17 protein-coding genes are annotated in these 15,906 nt (G+C 56.2%); 8 read left to right on the forward strand and 9 right to left on the reverse strand.

Annotation, left to right across the window (positions count from 1 at the left end; all coding sequences use genetic code 11):
• Window positions 1–51: 51 nt before the first annotated feature.
• The 3 genes from L861_RS11535 to L861_RS11545 all read right to left on the reverse strand — a co-directional run bounded on the left by L861_RS11535 (window position 52) and on the right by L861_RS11545 (window position 3,873).
• Window positions 52–2,232, reverse strand: a complete 2,181-nt coding sequence (locus L861_RS11535) for a xanthine dehydrogenase family protein molybdopterin-binding subunit (RefSeq protein ID WP_016416143.1) — start codon at window positions 2,230–2,232, stop codon at window positions 52–54.
• Between the two features lie 59 nt (window positions 2,233–2,291).
• Entirely contained in the window at window positions 2,292–2,741 is a 450-nt protein-coding gene (locus L861_RS11540) for a (2Fe-2S)-binding protein (RefSeq protein ID WP_016416144.1), read from the reverse strand.
• 223 nt (window positions 2,742–2,964) lie between these two features.
• On the reverse strand, window positions 2,965–3,873 hold the full coding sequence (locus L861_RS11545) for a LysR family transcriptional regulator (RefSeq protein WP_016416145.1): 909 nt from the start codon (window positions 3,871–3,873) through the stop codon (window positions 2,965–2,967).
• Window positions 3,874–4,045: 172 nt separating this feature from the next.
• Between L861_RS11545 and L861_RS11555 the strand changes: the two genes are divergently transcribed.
• Window positions 4,046–5,056, forward strand: a complete 1,011-nt coding sequence (locus tag L861_RS11555; RefSeq protein ID WP_081645826.1) for an MBL fold metallo-hydrolase — start codon at window positions 4,046–4,048, stop codon at window positions 5,054–5,056.
• Window positions 5,057–5,186: 130 nt separating this feature from the next.
• Complete coding sequence (locus L861_RS11560; RefSeq protein ID WP_016416148.1) at window positions 5,187–6,116, forward strand: AraC family transcriptional regulator; 930 nt, start codon at window positions 5,187–5,189, stop codon at window positions 6,114–6,116.
• Between the two features lie 271 nt (window positions 6,117–6,387).
• Here L861_RS11560 and L861_RS11565 read toward each other — a convergent pair whose 3' ends face one another.
• The 6 genes from L861_RS11565 to L861_RS11580 form a co-directional block, all read right to left on the reverse strand.
• A complete protein-coding gene (locus L861_RS11565) occupies window positions 6,388–7,119 on the reverse strand; it encodes an AAA family ATPase (protein ID WP_016416149.1) in 732 nt (243 codons plus the stop codon).
• Window positions 7,119–7,850, reverse strand: coding sequence for an ABC transporter permease (locus L861_RS11570; protein WP_144063013.1), 732 nt, complete (start codon window positions 7,848–7,850; stop codon window positions 7,119–7,121). The genes L861_RS11565 and L861_RS11570 overlap by 1 nt, the downstream gene beginning before the upstream one ends.
• An 18-nt stretch (window positions 7,851–7,868) precedes the next feature.
• On the reverse strand, window positions 7,869–9,050 hold the full coding sequence (locus L861_RS11575) for a YcaO-like family protein (protein ID WP_144063014.1): 1,182 nt from the start codon (window positions 9,048–9,050) through the stop codon (window positions 7,869–7,871).
• 2 nt (window positions 9,051–9,052) lie between these two features.
• Window positions 9,053–9,838 carry a SagB/ThcOx family dehydrogenase gene (locus L861_RS24165; protein WP_081645827.1) on the reverse strand — a complete coding sequence of 262 codons (786 nt, stop codon included), beginning with the start codon at window positions 9,836–9,838 and terminating at the stop codon, window positions 9,053–9,055.
• Entirely contained in the window at window positions 9,839–10,681 is an 843-nt protein-coding gene (locus L861_RS24170) for an McbB family protein (protein WP_081645828.1), read from the reverse strand. It abuts the gene before it with no gap.
• Between the two features lie 61 nt (window positions 10,682–10,742).
• Window positions 10,743–10,889: a hypothetical protein gene (locus L861_RS11580; protein WP_154658839.1), complete on the reverse strand. Its 147-nt coding sequence runs from the start codon at window positions 10,887–10,889 to the stop codon at window positions 10,743–10,745.
• 482 nt (window positions 10,890–11,371) lie between these two features.
• Between L861_RS11580 and L861_RS11585 the strand changes: the two genes are divergently transcribed.
• The 6 genes from L861_RS11585 (at window position 11,372) to L861_RS11605 (ending at window position 15,722) form a co-directional block, all read left to right on the forward strand.
• Window positions 11,372–11,644 carry a hypothetical protein gene (locus L861_RS11585; RefSeq protein WP_016416154.1) on the forward strand — a complete coding sequence of 91 codons (273 nt, stop codon included), beginning with the start codon at window positions 11,372–11,374 and terminating at the stop codon, window positions 11,642–11,644.
• A gap of 93 nt (window positions 11,645–11,737) precedes the next feature.
• Window positions 11,738–11,911 (forward strand): DUF1289 domain-containing protein, encoded by a 174-nt coding sequence (locus L861_RS24175; protein ID WP_016416155.1) that lies wholly within the window; start codon window positions 11,738–11,740, stop codon window positions 11,909–11,911.
• A 34-nt stretch (window positions 11,912–11,945) separates the two neighbouring features.
• Window positions 11,946–12,488 carry an HD domain-containing protein gene (locus L861_RS11590; RefSeq protein WP_016416156.1) on the forward strand — a complete coding sequence of 181 codons (543 nt, stop codon included), beginning with the start codon at window positions 11,946–11,948 and terminating at the stop codon, window positions 12,486–12,488.
• A 185-nt stretch (window positions 12,489–12,673) separates the two neighbouring features.
• Window positions 12,674–12,937 (forward strand): helix-turn-helix transcriptional regulator, encoded by a 264-nt coding sequence (locus tag L861_RS11595; protein WP_016416157.1) that lies wholly within the window; start codon window positions 12,674–12,676, stop codon window positions 12,935–12,937.
• The gene (locus L861_RS11600; RefSeq protein ID WP_016416158.1) at window positions 12,927–14,189 is read left to right on the forward strand and encodes a type II toxin-antitoxin system HipA family toxin; all 1,263 of its coding nucleotides are present in this window, start codon (window positions 12,927–12,929) and stop codon (window positions 14,187–14,189) included. The genes L861_RS11595 and L861_RS11600 overlap by 11 nt, the downstream gene beginning before the upstream one ends.
• Window positions 14,190–14,480: 291 nt before the next feature.
• On the forward strand, window positions 14,481–15,722 hold the full coding sequence (locus tag L861_RS11605; RefSeq protein ID WP_016416159.1) for an NAD(P)/FAD-dependent oxidoreductase: 1,242 nt from the start codon (window positions 14,481–14,483) through the stop codon (window positions 15,720–15,722).
• Window positions 15,723–15,906 lie beyond the last annotated feature (184 nt).

A 15,906-nucleotide genomic window follows, 5' to 3' on the forward strand; every position in this document is an offset into this window, starting at 1 on the left:
ACGTTGGGTGGAAGGAGTGTTCACTGTCGCAGCCACTCACTTACTGAAAACTTACGCAATACTTCTCGATCGGATGTGATCAGTCAGCGGTAGGTAGCGGATCCGTTGCCGCGTGGTGGCGAACAGCGCGTTGGCCAGCGCAGGCGCGAGCGGGGGAATGCCCGGCTCGCCGACACCGCCTAGCGGAGAGCCGATCTCGACGATACTCACCGCCACCGATGGCGCCTCCCCGATGCGCAGCAGTGGATAGTCATGGAAGTTCGACTGCTCAGCGCGGCCGTCACGGATCGTGACCTTCTGTCTCAGTGCCATGCCGAGCGCATCGATGACGGCGCCCTGGAGTTGCGCCTCCACCTGGGCCGGATTGATCGCGCGCCCGCAGTCGATGGCCGCATGGACCCGCTGCACATCGATGCCCTCGTCGTCGACGCGAGCCTCGACCACTTGGGCGACGTAGGAGCCGTAGCTCTCGACCACCGCCAGGCCGCGGGCAATGCCTTCGGGAGCCGGCTCGCTCCATCGCGACATCTCGGCGACCCGATCGAGGACGGCGAGCATCCTTTCCTGCCCGGCGCAATGGCTTCGGCGAAACTCCAGCGGATCGCGACCTGCCGCCGCCGCGCATTCATCCATGAAGCTTTCGAAGAAGAAGCCGTTGAAGGAGTGGGCGATCGAACGCCAGGGGCAAAGCGGGATCGGCAGATCGACCACGGCGTGCTCCACGACGAAGTTAGGAATGACATAGTGCATGTCCGACAGCCCGCCCAGCGAGAACGGGTCGAAGTTCGCCAGGTTGCCCGTTTCCTGCGCCCGCTGCTCCGGATCGATGCCGTATTCAAGGCCCATCTGCGGCCCGGCGACTCGGATGCGCATGCCGGTGATGTTGCCGGCCTCGTCCAGGGCCGCCCGGAAGCGGCACATCATCGTCTGGCGGTACTGGCCCTGCTGAACGTCGTTCTCGCGCGTCCAGAGCACCTTGGTCGGCCGGCCGCCGACGGCACGGCTGGCGAGCACCGCCTGCAGGGCGATCTCGCCATGCGTCTTGCGGCCGAAGCCTCCCCCTAGATAGGTGGTATTGATGAAGAGCTGCTCGGCCGGCAGCTGCAACGCGTTCTCGAGCGTCATGCGGACGACGTCCTGGCCCTGCGTGCCGATCCACAGCTCGGTTCGCTCTTCGGTGGCCTCGGCGGTGCAGTTGATCGGCTCCATGCACGCATGGGCGAGTAGCGGCACCGAGTACTCGGCCTCGACAACCCGGCCCTCGCTTGCGAGCGTCGCCTCTGCATCGCCGCGCAAGGTGGAGACGGGAACATCGGGCCGGTCCAGGCCTTCGCGGAACCTTTCATTTATCTCGTCCGTGGAAAGCGTGTCCGCCAGTGTTCGGGTGAAGGTAATGTCGAGCGCGTCGGCGGCCTGCCTGGCCTGCCACCAGGATTCCGCCACCACGACCGCGCCGCGCGGCACACGCACCACCGCGACCACGCCCGGCATGCCGGCGACACTGCCCTCGTCGAACGATTCGACGTCGGCGGAAAAGACCGGGGCGAGTCGGGCGGCGCCATACAGCATGCCTTCGCGCTCGACGTCCACTGAGTAGACCGCCCTCCCCGTCACCTTCGCCGACGCATCGAGGCGCGGAATCGCATGCCCGGTCAGCGTTCGTTCGCCATCGGGACGCAGGGTCGGTTCCTCCGGCACCGGCAGCGCCATGGCGTCTTTCACCAGCTCGCCGAAGGGTATCCTCCGGCCGCTGCCGGAATGGACGATGAAGCCGTTCTCGGCATGCAAGGCCGCTGGCGCCACCCCGAGTCGCTCGGCCGCCGCCTGCGTCAGCATCTCCCGTGCCTGGGCGGCAGCGCGGCGCAACGGGTCGTGCCAGAAACGGATGCCGAACGAACCCACGGAGCGCATCTGGCCGATGAAGGGAATCCTGTAGTCGGATGTCGGCTGAGTCGGCATCCCCACCACGATGCTCGACCAGTCGGCGCCCAGTTCCTCGGCGAGGATCTGGGCCTGGCCGGTGTGGGAGCCCTGGCCCATTTCGCTGGTGGGCAGCAGGAAGGTCACCTGGCCATTCGTGTCGATGCGAATGTAGGCTTGCGAGAGACCCGCCGCCTCGCTCTGCCGTGCCCATGCTGCGGGCAGCCGAAGGGGAACGACGAGGGCGACGCCGGCCGCGACAGCGCCTGCCAGGAAGGAGCGACGGGTAAGGGTGAAATCTTGTGGTTTCATTTTCTACCTGCGCCTTGGGGTAAGCGTGAAGGAAATGGATCGATGGGAGGCGGATCTCGTCAGGCCTCGGAGGCACGGTGTATGGCCGCCCGGATGCGCATATAGGTGCCGCAGCGGCACAGATTGCCGTGCATCGCCTCATCGATCTCCGCATCGGAGGGGCTCGGATTTCGCGCCAGCAGTGCGGCCGCGCTCATGATCTGCCCGCTCTGGCAGTAGCCGCACTGCGGTACGTCCAGCTCCACCCAGGCCTGCTGGACGGGATGCGAGCCATCCTCGGACAACCCCTCGATGGTCGTGACGGACCTGCCTTCGGCGCCCGATAACGGGAAGACACAGGCACGCACCGGCTCGCCATCGACATGCAGCGTGCACGCACCGCACTGGGCGACGCCGCAACCGAACTTGGTGCCGGTGAGTTTCAGTTGCTCCCGGATCACCCAGAGCAGCGGCGTAGACGGCTCGGCGGTGACCTCGACCTCACGCCCATTGAGTGTGAAAGCTGTCATAAAGGCTTCTCCTCAGCCTGGCTTCTGGTTCATGGCGCTTGCGCCTCGCCAACTACTTTTAACCATTCGGCCGGGAGAGAGCTTGCCAATCCCTGCGCAAAACTTGCCGGATCCTGTCGGATCGATTTATTTCATCGCTGCCATGACACGAACTCTGATGAGGAAAACCAGGAAAAAGCCAGGGACATGTGCCGCAGCGCGCTACCCAATAGGCTGTCGAGCATTAGTTGCTGACAGGACGCCATTCACGATGGCGGATGTATTCGAGGAAGGCCCGCATGGCCGCGCTGGTATGCCGCCGGCTCGGATAATACAGATACCAACTCGGCAGCTTCTTCTTCCAGTCGCTGAGCAATTCAACGACTCTGCCCTGTTCGAGGTCGTCGCGGACATAATCCTCGAACAGATGCGCGATTCCCGATCCCGCCATCGCGGCCTGAAGCTCGTGATGCGCTGAACTCAGCGTCAACCGGCCTTTCGGGGTGATTTCCACTTCGTTGCCGTCCTTCTCGAATGTCCACGTCTCCATGGTGCCGCCGGGGAAACGGCGGCGAATACAGTCATGCTGCAAGAGATCACGCGGTGACTCGGGGCGACCGCGCTTGAGGAGATAATCGGGCGAGGCCACGATGGCATATCGCAAGGCAGGGCCCAGGGGCATAGCGATCATATCCTGGGCGAGTTGATTGCCGAAACGCACACCAGCATCGAACCCCTGCTCCACGATATCGATGATCGCAGCATCACTGACGATCTCGACGTTGACGTCGGGGTAACTCTTCATGAATTCAAAGGTCAGGGGGCACAGCACGTGGTCGGCAGCCGGCCCCGGCGCATTGATCCGCACGGTGCCAGAGGGGCGCTCGCGAAGCTGGTTGAGATCGTCGATCGCCGTTCTGATGTCGTGAAGGGCGGGCCCAAGCCGCTCGAGAAGCCGCTCGCCCGCTTCCGTCGGTGCGACGCTGCGCGTCGTTCGGTTCAACAGCCGAATGCCCAGGGCTTCCTCGAGCACGCTGATCGATTGACTGATGGCTGACGATGACACGCCCCTACCAAGCGCAGCGGCTCTAAAGCCACCGCAGCGCACGACGTCCTCAAAGATCTCCAAGCTGTCAAGGCGTAGTGGTCGCATTGCAAAGCCCTACTTAACAAGCTGATCCGTTTTCATTAGCTTATCCGCGCACCCGATCTGCGTCATCCTGAAAACCACGTCGCAAGGCTTCGGTTCCGAATAATCGCGGCCTTGGCCGATGCGGAAAACCAATACGGCTCCTTCAATCAGGTATTCGGACGGGGTGGCAACTATGAGCGGAATCACATTGAATCGTAGGCAGATCATGCTGACTGCGGTGTCGGCAGCGGCGGGACTGATCTTGCCGACCGGCGGCATGGCCCTTGCGCAGGCGGCTTCCTCCACGCCGTCCATGGCCCAGGGTGGCAATGCGGGGGGAAATGTCGGCTATTACCGCTTAAGCATCGGCGATATCTCTGCCACCGTGTTGAGCGACGGGCTGATCGGCGGCCCTCCGCGGGTCTACGCCAGCAATGCACCAGAGGCAGAACTGGAGGAGGTTCTGAGGCAAGCCTTCCTGCCGACCGACCACCTGACGCTGAATCTCAACACGCTCCTTATCGAGACGAATGGCAGGCGAATCCTCCTCGAAGCAGGAGCCGGGCAGACCATGGGGCCGCAAGGCGGTCGCATCTTCGACAACCTGGCCGCCATCGGTTTACGGCCAGAGGACATCGACGTGGTGGTGGTCTCGCACACGCACCCGGATCATGTCGGCAACCTTCGAATGGCCAACGGTGGCAAGGCATTTCCGCGGGCGACCGTCTTTGCACCTCGTGCCGATTGGGACTTCTTCATACGTAACGACCCGGACCTTTCCTACATGCCGGTACCTGAGGATTTCCGTCGCCATTTCGCCGCAGCCATCAAGCGGAGCGTCGAGCCGGTCACTAACGGGATCGAACTGTACGAAGCCGGCGCAGAAATCGTCCCCGGATTGACCACGCTTCCGGCATTGGGCCACACCCCTGGCATGGCGAACTTCCTTGTCCATTCCGGGAACGATCAGCTACTGCTGACGGCCGATCTTGCCTATCACCCCATCGTCAATATCGATCACTCATGGCTGCCCGGGCCGGATCGTGACAAGGACACGGCGCTTGCCTCCCGCCGCCGCATCTTCGATATGGCGGCGGCAGACCGGCTCCCCGTTCTCGGCTTCCACTTTCCCTTCCCGGGCCTTGGTCGAATGCTCAAGACGGACACCGGCTATGCGTGGGTCCCGGCCAACTGGCAGTTCTGATCCGCTGCGATAGTGGCCACGCAATGACGACATCAAGGCGTGCACTATAATCGTGTTCTCTGGCGATGCCGCTCGTGCCGCAGGCTAGAGCGATCGCTTTTAAACGGGAGCCGCCGCAGGAGAAATGCCTATGGATTCGCTCAAGCAGGCTGTCCTGGCTTATACCCGCCGCCACGCCAATAGCCGCGGCATGGCGCTGACGCCGGTGCCGGGGTTACGCATGATGTGCCTCGAGGCACCTTCCGGCGACCTGCATTCGGTTTATAAGCCACTGGTATGCCTGGTGCTGCAGGGTGCAAAGCGCTTGAACGTGGGAAGGGAGGAGCGGGTTTTCTCTACCGGCCAGTCCGTCCTCGTAAGTGCCGACATGCCGGTCGTCGGGCGGGTCGTGCAAGCGAGCCGGAGCGAGCCCTATCTGGCGATCGCGGTCGAACTGGAGTTGGCGATCTTGCGCGAACTCACCGCCCACCTCGGTAGCCATCGCCCGCCGCGCCCCTCTGAGATGCTGACGTTATTCGCCATGGACACCGAAGCCGCGCTGCTCGATTGTGCCTCACGGCTGATGCTCCTGCTGGACCGCCCCGAAGCGGCGCCGCTGCTGAGCCCGGGCATCATGCGGGAGCTGCACTATTGGCTCCTGTCGGGACCTCACGGTGCCACCTTGCGGACACTGGCGGACCCGGACAGTCACTCGGGTCGCCTCGCTGCCGCCATTGCGATCCTCAGAGCCGAGTACCGCTCACGCGTGCCCGTGGAGCGACTGGCGGCAGAAGCCGGCATGAGCCTCACCTCGTTTCACAAGCACTTCAAGCACATGACCTCGCTGACACCGGGGCAATACCACAAGCGGCTGCGTCTGGTCGAAGCACGCCGCCTAATGCTCGACGAAGGTTTCTCGGCGAGCAATGCTGCCTTCGAAGTGGGCTACGAGAGCGTATCGCAGTTCACGCGCGACTACGGTCGCCTGTTCCAGATGCCGCCGAAACGCGACGCTCTGCGCGCCCGGCAACAACTGTCAACGTCACTGAAGGTTGTCCGGTTTGGGGGCGCGGACTTATAGCTCCGGTGTCGACACCTAGAGGGAGCCACGGAGGAAGCCCTCGCCTGCTGCACGGGAGCGGAAGCCACTTTCGCCACGGCCAGCGAGGCAGGCGACCAGCCGGACGCCAACCACATCCTCACGGCTCGCCTGGCCGAATCGCCCGGGGCCAAGGCGCTATTGCCGGAATGGCAGGCCAGCGACGCCCCCATGAATGACCCAATGCTGAGTAAGATCAGACTAAAGCATGGCGGACACATCCTCTTCAAAGTTCAAATGCCACTGAAATGAGTCAATTCGAGGTCATTGTTGCTGCGTTGATAAAGGCTCTATCGAGCGAGTCAGCTTCATGACAACTCATGAATTCTTCACTAGAGTTAAAAATATTAAATCGATGACCATATATCATATAAAAAACATCACAGTTATCTGCAACTTCGTTAACATTGTGTGATGATACAAGTATTGCCCTACCCTCTTTAGCTGCAGCTGAAAGGCATTTCCAAATATAATGTCTAAACTCTGGATCCACTCCTGCTGTAGGCTCATCCAGAATAATGAGATCGCTTTCAGAGGCGAGTAGTGTCAAGGTGAAAAACCATCTCTTCTCACCATAGCTACATATGGCAGACTTCTTAGACCAAATTTCAGAGAACCTATTCGAAACCTCAGGTGCCCAAGAATTAAGCCGATCCAAGAAAACTTGCTTTGAAGGCCTCTTGGGAGAGATAAACGATAATGCAAGACGGCTAATATCGCCCATACGTAGGACAGGAGGTGTCATAATCGTCTGAGACAAATAGACTTGGTTTAGAAAATCATTTTTAATAATGCCTCTGTCAGCATTCCTCAAACTGCAAATAATATCAAAGAATGTCGTCTTGCCCGCCCCGTTTGGACCCAGAACCCCCCGGATCTCTCCTTCATTTACTTCCATCGAGGCCTTTGAATAAATAACCTTGTCGCTTATAACATAGTCAAGGTCATCAACAATTAGTTTCTTGGCTGCATCTTGCTTGCTCATTAGTACCTGCTCCATACAGGATTAACCCGAAACATCATTACTCCCATGACATTTGAAGCCATGTATAATGGAATGACATAGAGTGAATATTGAGAAAATGCAGATGTTTTTGATCGCATTATTTCGACAGCATATTGAAACGGGTTCGCATGGTTTGCTATCTGCAAATACTCAGAACCCGAAAGGTGCCCAGTAAAGGCTAGCCCAATCATGCTAAAGAGGGATATTGAAATTATCGTATTTGCATTCTGGAAATTAAGCGGTAAGAGAGACAGAGCAATGCCAAAACTGCAAAAAAATAAAAAACATAGAGAAAATCTTATAAGGAGAAAAAAATACTCATCGAGATTATACCCATCAAACAAGCTTGCTGTGGCAAGATAAAATGCAGAAAAATATACGAGCGCAACCAGCAGGTAAGAAACAAACTGAGCGCCTAGAAATAAAAGTTTCGCTTTTCTCGTATAGACAAAGGATCGTATAAAACCGCTCTCCCTTCTTCCAACGATATAAAAAGAAAATCCAAACAAGGCAACACTAGCTGCCACATATGAATAGTACCAAGAGGACACTTCAAGATAATTCATTTCAAGAAGACCATTGCCATATGCATGAAAATAGAATAGCAAGCATGGTGACAACATGATCCAGAAAACCTGAATAGGTTCTTTGAACTGCTCTTTTATAAAGATACCGCAAATCCTAAACAGTGACATTACTGAATTCATCATGACTTTACCTGATCTTAGTTAAGGAAAAGGAACCATTTCATTGATTCTTTCTTGGATAATTTTATTTTCAAAAGCGCTTGAGTAAACATTCTTAAAATTAATATTTCTTGACGTATTCATATGCATGAACATGTTGGGAGATATCAGCTTTGAAAAATAACCGTGTTTATCACCAACGACAGTTCGTTTAACGTATATATAGGTGCTTATCCCCTTTCCACTCAGCAAGTCGATAAGCTCTTCCGAGTTTAGCATCTCAATGTCTTTAGAGGCAGTATTTAGCTCAACCACATCGATCATCTTTTCAAATGTTCCAAATTCATTAGAATTAACAAAATGTATTTGGTAAGGGTCATTGATTACGCTAATGTCATTAAATATAGATTCGTACACACTTAAGAAACGATATGACTGCCAAAGCTCTAGTACGGATTTCTCGATAGCTCTCCCTACATTTTCATCATATGACATCCCTGTGCAATACTGAATAGTCGCCTCGGGAGCACCGAATACCACTATTACACACGCACCCGGAAAAGATGTATCAGTGATATCCAGCACTTCAACGTAACCTTTTCGCAGCATAAGTTCAAAAAACTGTTTTGCATTCTTGTTTTTAATTTCACCTAATGCCTCTTTATGACACAACTTTCTGTTGCAAGTCGCTGTAAGCCAAAACTTGATCAAAAACTGTCTTTCCAGCGCCTCTCTTATACTTCCATGTATGGCATCTTCGGCGTACCAGTGGAAACTATTGGCACATGTGTCCCGCAGAGGCATGAAATTATTATCGCCAACAAAGTTATGCCCATACATAGAGATTGATATTCCTGGCACCATGCATGGTGAAAAGTCTTTAATGTCTATGGCTTCAACAAGACCAAATTCATGTGTTTTCTCACAAATATCTTGGCTTGATTTCATCTGGCTGAAAGCGTACTGAAACTCCCCTCCCCTATAGCTTCCCAACGCTTTTTCCAACGTGCTCTTTTTTTTGGGCACCACATCACATGAAAAGTGCCTCCTTTCGAGGTACTCTCCTACAGAAGACTTAATGCATTGCGTAGAAAAACCTGCTCCTGAACCAATTACATTTCTATCATCACAAACTTCCATAACTAAAGGCAGCTGGAGAGATATGTTAGGCTGCGGGTCAAGATATTGCGAAGAGACAAGACCTTTCCATGGATAGCTTTTCATAATCAATATCCAAAAAACTGTACGGCAAAGGGGTGTGAAAGTGATGGGTTAAGGCGCAACATTTTGCATACTTTGTCATCGGTATATGCAGACCAAACTCGACTCCCCAGTCCTAAGTATTGGGCTTGAAGAGTGAGGAGCATATACATAGATCCTGTTTCCATAAGTGCTAGCCGATATCCTCTATACCTGTACTTAAAAAGAGTTTTTGGGAGATAAGAAACATAGACTACCGCAAATGATGGCGACCCTAGGTCGTGATTCTTTGGGGCGAGTGCACTTACCATACCAAGAGAATCAACTTCATGAAGAAGTTCAAATTCTCCGCTACGGGGCAGTAAGTGAAGAATTCTTTTTCCATTTGGCCAGTTGTTTTTTTCGCTTAGAGAGCAGATAAAAGTTTCGATTGGATAAAGCGCCCCGCCGCTTGGGTAGCCACGCTTAAAACTTTCTCCTTTGCACATTAATGGTGAAACAAGCTTGGTTACTGCATCAAAGGATACTCCTTTGTCGCTAAAAGAGTCCGTGGATTCTTCCCGAAATAAAGGGTGCTCTTCCTTTAAGTATTCGCATGGCCGGAATTCTGAAAAGTCTGACAACCCTTGTGTTACAGATAGCTCGTTTCCTGTTAGTTTCCCCAACGAAGAGTCGCTTAGGTCATGAAGGTACGAAATATCGTCCACACTCCCGTGGAACACAAAGTTCCCTTTTCTGTGAAAGTTCTCAACCTCCTCAAACACTAAAGGATCCATCATTTTAAAGTAATAATCTGCCGGAGGATTTGACATTTACGCACCAATACAATCGCAGAGATACCAATGAGGAATTACTTCTTCTCTATATGTACCATTCGTGAGATCTGTTCTACATTGTGGTAAACAGCTATCTTGATACCTATAAGTTTTAAAGGTGTGTGTGTGAAGGTTTATTTTTCTTGAGATAGCTCCTGATATGTATGCTTTCTCCATAAGTGAGAGGTTTAGTGTAGGCGCCTCAAGTTCATATTCCCTGCAAAAAGTTAGCAGTTTTGACCAGTCATTTTTACTAGGGACACCTTTCTCATGATTTAGTGTTCTTTCAATTTCGCAAAAATGGCATGGATTTCCGAGCTCAGGGATATGTGGAGAACTAATGACATACTCTTTTTTTTCTAAATAACCGACACAAATCGCACTCGACGGATAGCATTCAGCAAGATTAAAGAACGTGCTCTTTATCCTCCTGTAATCATAAGGAAGCCCTGAAATAAAGAAAAATGAGCGCGGACCAAAGCCACTTAAGTCATCGCTATGTGTGCGCCACTCAACATCCTGCTTCAGCTCGTCATCAATTGCTGATCGAAGAACCTGACTCTCACTTTGAGATATAATTATAGTTTTCTCAAAATAGTAGTCTTTAGCCTCTTTCAATCCTATAGAATGTCCGATGAAATCTTTTGCTGACTGACTTTCTATACCATAGGCTTTGGCTCTGCAGTTAAACTCAGACTCTTCAATATCCCCTTCCGCCCTGATGCTGTCAAGGAAAGAGACCATCTTTGCAGAGTTAATTTTGGTTATTCCTTTGTTCGAGATAAGTATAGTTGACTGGCCCTTGTAGAGCAGATCAAACCCTTCTATTACTAAAGGCATTCCATTTCCCTTTTTGTACTAGAAGCACTCCTTGGGTGACCAAGGAGTGCTGAGTGGCGACTCAGTTACTTATCGTCATCAGTGATATGGGCGCCGCTCCCACCGGAGCAACCACCCCCACCACCACAGCCGCCACTACCGCCGCAGCCACCAGCACCACCAGAGCCACCGGTCGCCATGGGGTTAGAATCTGATCCGAATTCATCATCGAATTTCACCAGCATTTCGCCAAACGTTACGTTTTCCATTACAACCTCCAATTATCAAACGGTTATTTACCCATACTTATTATGGGAAGGAAAAAGTGTCATGGTGAAAAGAGCCCGTCAATACAATACATAGCTAATTCAGAAAATACTTACATTGATGTGTAATATTTCTTCGGTCGTGTAGGAAAAGGATTACATGGCTTGTCATACACTAGCTATACCTGCTTGATGTAATATTCGTCTGGCTGATCTTGCCCAACAGCAGTGGACACCCGGTTAAGACAGTACACTGAGACGAGGAGCCCTATGGCGCCGAACCAGAAATGGGTCGGCGACATCACCTACCTGGCGACTGGTGAAGGCTGGCTCTACCTGACCGTGCTGATCTGCCGATGTCGACACTGTCAACGTCACTGAAGGTTGTCCGGTTTGGAGGTGCGCGGATAGTTCCCCATGGCAGGCTAAACGTTTAGGAGACGCAATGATTGCCAAGCGAGAACGCGGCAAGATGGAGCGACGATTGACCGCTTCGCTGACCCACGCCTGCGAGCAAGCCAAGCCCCACCTGCCCGGCTTTTGCTGGCTGACACACGAGGTCGATTACCAGCGCTTTCCCGAGAGCCTGGTGGTGACCTGGGTGTTCGATACCCACCCCAACCTGGCGAATGCACTCAAGGGCGATGCCAAACGAAGCATCGCCGACCTGACCGCCGAAGCCTTAGCCGAGGCCGGCCTCGATGTCGGCGACGTCTAGCGGCATCTCGATTTCGACAGCGAAGAAGCGTGCCAGCGGGAGCACGGCGGCGACTGGAAGCGCCGACTACGTACCAAGCCAACGAGGCATTGAATGGCCAAGAAGATTGAAAGCCCATGTGTCTCGGTTTGCCAGCTAAAAGGAGGCCTGTGCACAGGCTGCGGCCGCACGGTGGAAGAGATACGCCAGTGGAAGATGAAGCGGCCGGAGAAAATGAAAACGGTGAAGCGCGCCGATGAGCGCTTGAAGAAAATCCCGCGTGACTGATGCAGGTGAATGTTGAGCGGAGAGAGTGACCTGAATGGACGACATAACCGAACGGGCTGCGCTGTTCAGCAGGGCCGCACATCAAGCCGTTGGGCAGCGGCGCAAGTACACCGGCGAGCCTTACTGGCGGCATCCGATGGCCGTCGCGGAGATCGTGTCGACAGTCGAGACGGCGACAGCGGAGATGATCGCCGCCGCCCTCCTGCATGACGTGCTCGAGGATACCGGCGTGACGGCGATGGACATCGAGGAGTGCTTCGGCCAGCGGGTCGCTATTCTGGTCCAGGAGCTGACGGATCAATTCACCGATCCGGAAATCGGCAACCGCGCTCACCGCAAGGCGTTGGAGCGTGACAGGCTGGCTGAGATTTCCCCAGAGGCTCAGACCATCAAGTACGCCGACCTGATCGACAATACCGGCAGCATCGTCGCGCGAGATCCTGGCTTCGCCCGCGTCTACCTGGCCGAGAAGCGCCAACTTCTGGAAAGGATGGCAGGTGGTGATCAGGCGCTGAGGCGCAAAGCCTGGAGCGTATTGATTGAAGGCGAGGCGAAGATTCGCGGCGTTGCGCGATAATCAGCGGTAGCCACTCGAGCCCCATCGCTACCGCGCAAGAGTGACCGTGAAAAAGTTACCGATCGGTAATTTCTTCTGCAAATCGAGCCTTGATCACCGTAATAATTACCGATCGGTAACTATCTAATTGCGGATCAGCAGATCCGTGCCTAGAATTACCGAACGGTAATCACGCGCAGGTTCCCATGCCTACCAACGACTCCCCTGCTCCTCAGGCCACCACCATTCGCCACAGCGAAGACCTCGGCAGGCTGGTGCGCCAACTGCGCGCCGAGCAGGGACTATTGCAGATCGATCTGGCCGGGCTGGCCGGCACCGGGAATCGCTTTATTGTCGACCTGGAACGAGGCAAGCCGACCTTGCAGCTGCAAAAGGTGTTGGACGTGCTGGACCTGATGGGGCTCGAAGTTGTCGTGCGGCGCAAGGGTAGCAAGCGTCATGGCGAGTGACGAAACCCTGGAGGTTTATCAGGGCGACAAATATGTTGGCCGGCTGCATGACGCTCAACCGCTGCGCTTCGAGTATGACCCTGCGTGGCAGGAGCGCCACCTCTCGCCCTCCCTACCCCTCTCGCAGCAGGTTCACGTTGGTGATGAGGTGCTGGCCTACTTCGAGAATCTGCTGCCGGAAGGCGATCTGCGCCACCATCTGGAGCTTTGCCATCACACCACCACCGTTTTCGGGCTGCTGAAGGCCATCGGCGGAGACACGGCCAGTAGCTTCACCCTGCTGCCACCGGGCGAGTCACCGGCTCCGCCGCACTATCGCCCCATCAGTTGGGAGGCGCTGGAGGAACACCTGCGACATCGGGAACGAGGCCCCCTGCTCTCGCAACAGAGTGAGGAAGCCCGCATCTCACTGGCCGGCGCTCAGGACAAGCTACTACTGATGGTGCTGGAAGACGGGAGTCCCGCCATACCGGAAGGGTCGGCACCTTCCAGCCATATCCTCAAGCCGGACATCCAAGGCCTGAGAGGCGTATGGGGCTCGGCCATCAACGAGACCTTCTGCATGCAACTGGCCGCCGAACTCGGGCTCGAGGTCGCCGGGGCCAGCTACCAGCCCGAAACACGCGCTTGCCTAGTGCGCCGCTACGACCGCGTGCCCGACGAACAGGGCGGGCTGCGACGCTTGCACCAGCTCGACTTCTGCCAGCTTGCTGGTACACCTTCGCTGATCAAGTACGAAAGCGACGGTGGTCCTGGCCTGGCTCGCTGCCGCGAACTCCTGCAGCAGGTCGGCACGCCGGCCAAGGACTTGCAGCGCCTGATCGGCTGGTTCTTCTTCAATCTACTGATCGGCAACAATGACAGCCACGCCAAGAACCTCGCCATCCTCTATACCGACGAGGGGCCCCGGTTGGCGCCGTTCTACGACCTGATGAGCACGACGCTCTACAGCGGGTTCTCGCGCCGCTTCGCGTTTCGGGTCGCCGAGGAGGACCGCCCTGGCAATATCGAGCGTTCGCACCTTGAATCCTTGGCCAGGGCGATGCGGTTCCAGCCACGCTACTTCCTTCGCCAGGGGCTCGAACTCACCGAGCAAATGCCGGCGGCCACCGACAGCACCCTCGCCACCCTCGCCACCTTGGGCGCCGAGGCCCATCAAGGCACTGAGCAAACGCTGCTGGAGAGATTACAGCAGCGACTGATGAGCAATTGCCGGAAACTGACGGTGCGGTGGGCAGTTGGGGGTAGTTGACCCACCAACGCATGGATCCACCACACCGTCCGTGACCAGACCATGGCGGCCATCAGTGCAACACCTACACTATCCGGTAATGCCGCGAGTAGGCCCAAGAGCCAGTCACGAATGAAAATTCCATCAAATCCCATGATGGCGGGCAAATATTCCACTTCCTGATAGAAATATAGAGTCTTGATCTTAATTATCAGCAGGTGGCCGATTTTCTGTGAAGTCCTGATAAACTCCGCGCAATGACAGGCTCTGCCCCCGGCGGAGCTTTCTGTATCCATCGGCAGGGAGATCTTCATGGCCCGCAATATCATCGTTCTTGGTGCCGGCATGGTCGGCGTATCCGTGGCCTGGCATCTGGTGCGTCGCGGTCATGACGTCACGCTGGTGGACCGCCGCGAGCCGGGGCTCGAGACCTCCTTCGGCAATGCCGGCATCATCCAGCGCGAGGCGGTGCGTCCCTACGCCTTCCCCCGTGATATCGGCACCCTGCTGCGTGTGCTGCCCAACCGCGAGGTGGACATCCGCTACCGCCCCACCGGCATGATGAGCGCGGCGGGCCCGCTGCTGGACTACTGGCTGAACTCGAGCGGAAAGCGCTACGAGCGCATCGTTCGCGAGTGGGCATCGCTGATCATGCGCTGCCAGGATGCCCACGCGCCGATGATCGAGGCCGCTGGCGCCGAGGCGCTGGTGCGCAAGGGCGGCTGGCTGGAGCTTTACCGCACCCGCAAGGAGTTCGAGGAGCGCCAGAAAGAGGCCCAGGAGAACCACGAGCGCTTCGGGGTTACGTATGAGGTACTGGATGCCGAGGCGCTCTACGCCAAGGAGCCGCACCTGGGCAAGGGGCTGATCGGGGCGATCCACTGGACGCAGCCCTGGATGGTCTCGGACCCGGGCGGCCTGGTGCAGGCCTATGCCCGCAGCTTTGCCGAACAGGGTGGCCGCGTGATGCAGGCAAGCGTCGAGGAGGTGCTCCAGGTCGAAGGCGGCTGGCGAGTCAAGACCAGCGAGGGAGCCCTGGAAGCAGAGCAGGTAGTGGTGGCGATGGGCCCCTGGGCCGGAGAGCTGCTGGCGAGGCTGGGCATGAAAGTGCCGCTGTTCGTGAAGCGCGGCTACCACATGCACTACTCCGCCGAAGAGGGGGCCAAGCTCAACCACTGGGTGATGGACGCCGAAAAGGGCTTCCTGCTCGAACCGATGCGCGCCGGGATTCGCCTGACCACCGGCGCCGAGCTAGCCGACCTGGACTCGCCGCCCCAGTACAAGCAGCTGGCCGCCGCCGAGAAGGTGGCACGCAAGCTGTTCCCGCTGGGCAAGCGTCGCGACAGCCAGCCCTGGAAAGGCGCCCGCCCCTGCCTACCCGACATGAAGCCGGTGATCGGCCCGGCTCCCGACAAGGAAGGGCTGTGGCTCGCCTTCGGCCATGGCCATCAGGGCTTTACCCTGGGCCCGGCCACCGGCGAACTGCTCGCCCAGATGATGGATGGCGAAGAGCCCTCAGTGGATATGGCTCCGTTCCGCGTCGATCGTTTCTGAATGTGAGGTCAGTACGAAAGCGGGCGCCCTTGAGGCGCCCGCTTCATGAAAATTCACAACTCCCAACCCCCTTGGCAACCACCCTTCGTCACAGCGAAGACTTCGGCAAGCCGGTGCGTCAGCTGCGGGCCGAGCAAGGGCTATGGCAGGTCGACCTGGCCAGTCTCGCCAGCACCGGAAATCG

The sequence above is a fragment of the Litchfieldella anticariensis FP35 = DSM 16096 genome, assembly GCF_000409775.1.
Lineage (GTDB): Bacteria > Pseudomonadota > Gammaproteobacteria > Pseudomonadales > Halomonadaceae > Litchfieldella > Litchfieldella anticariensis.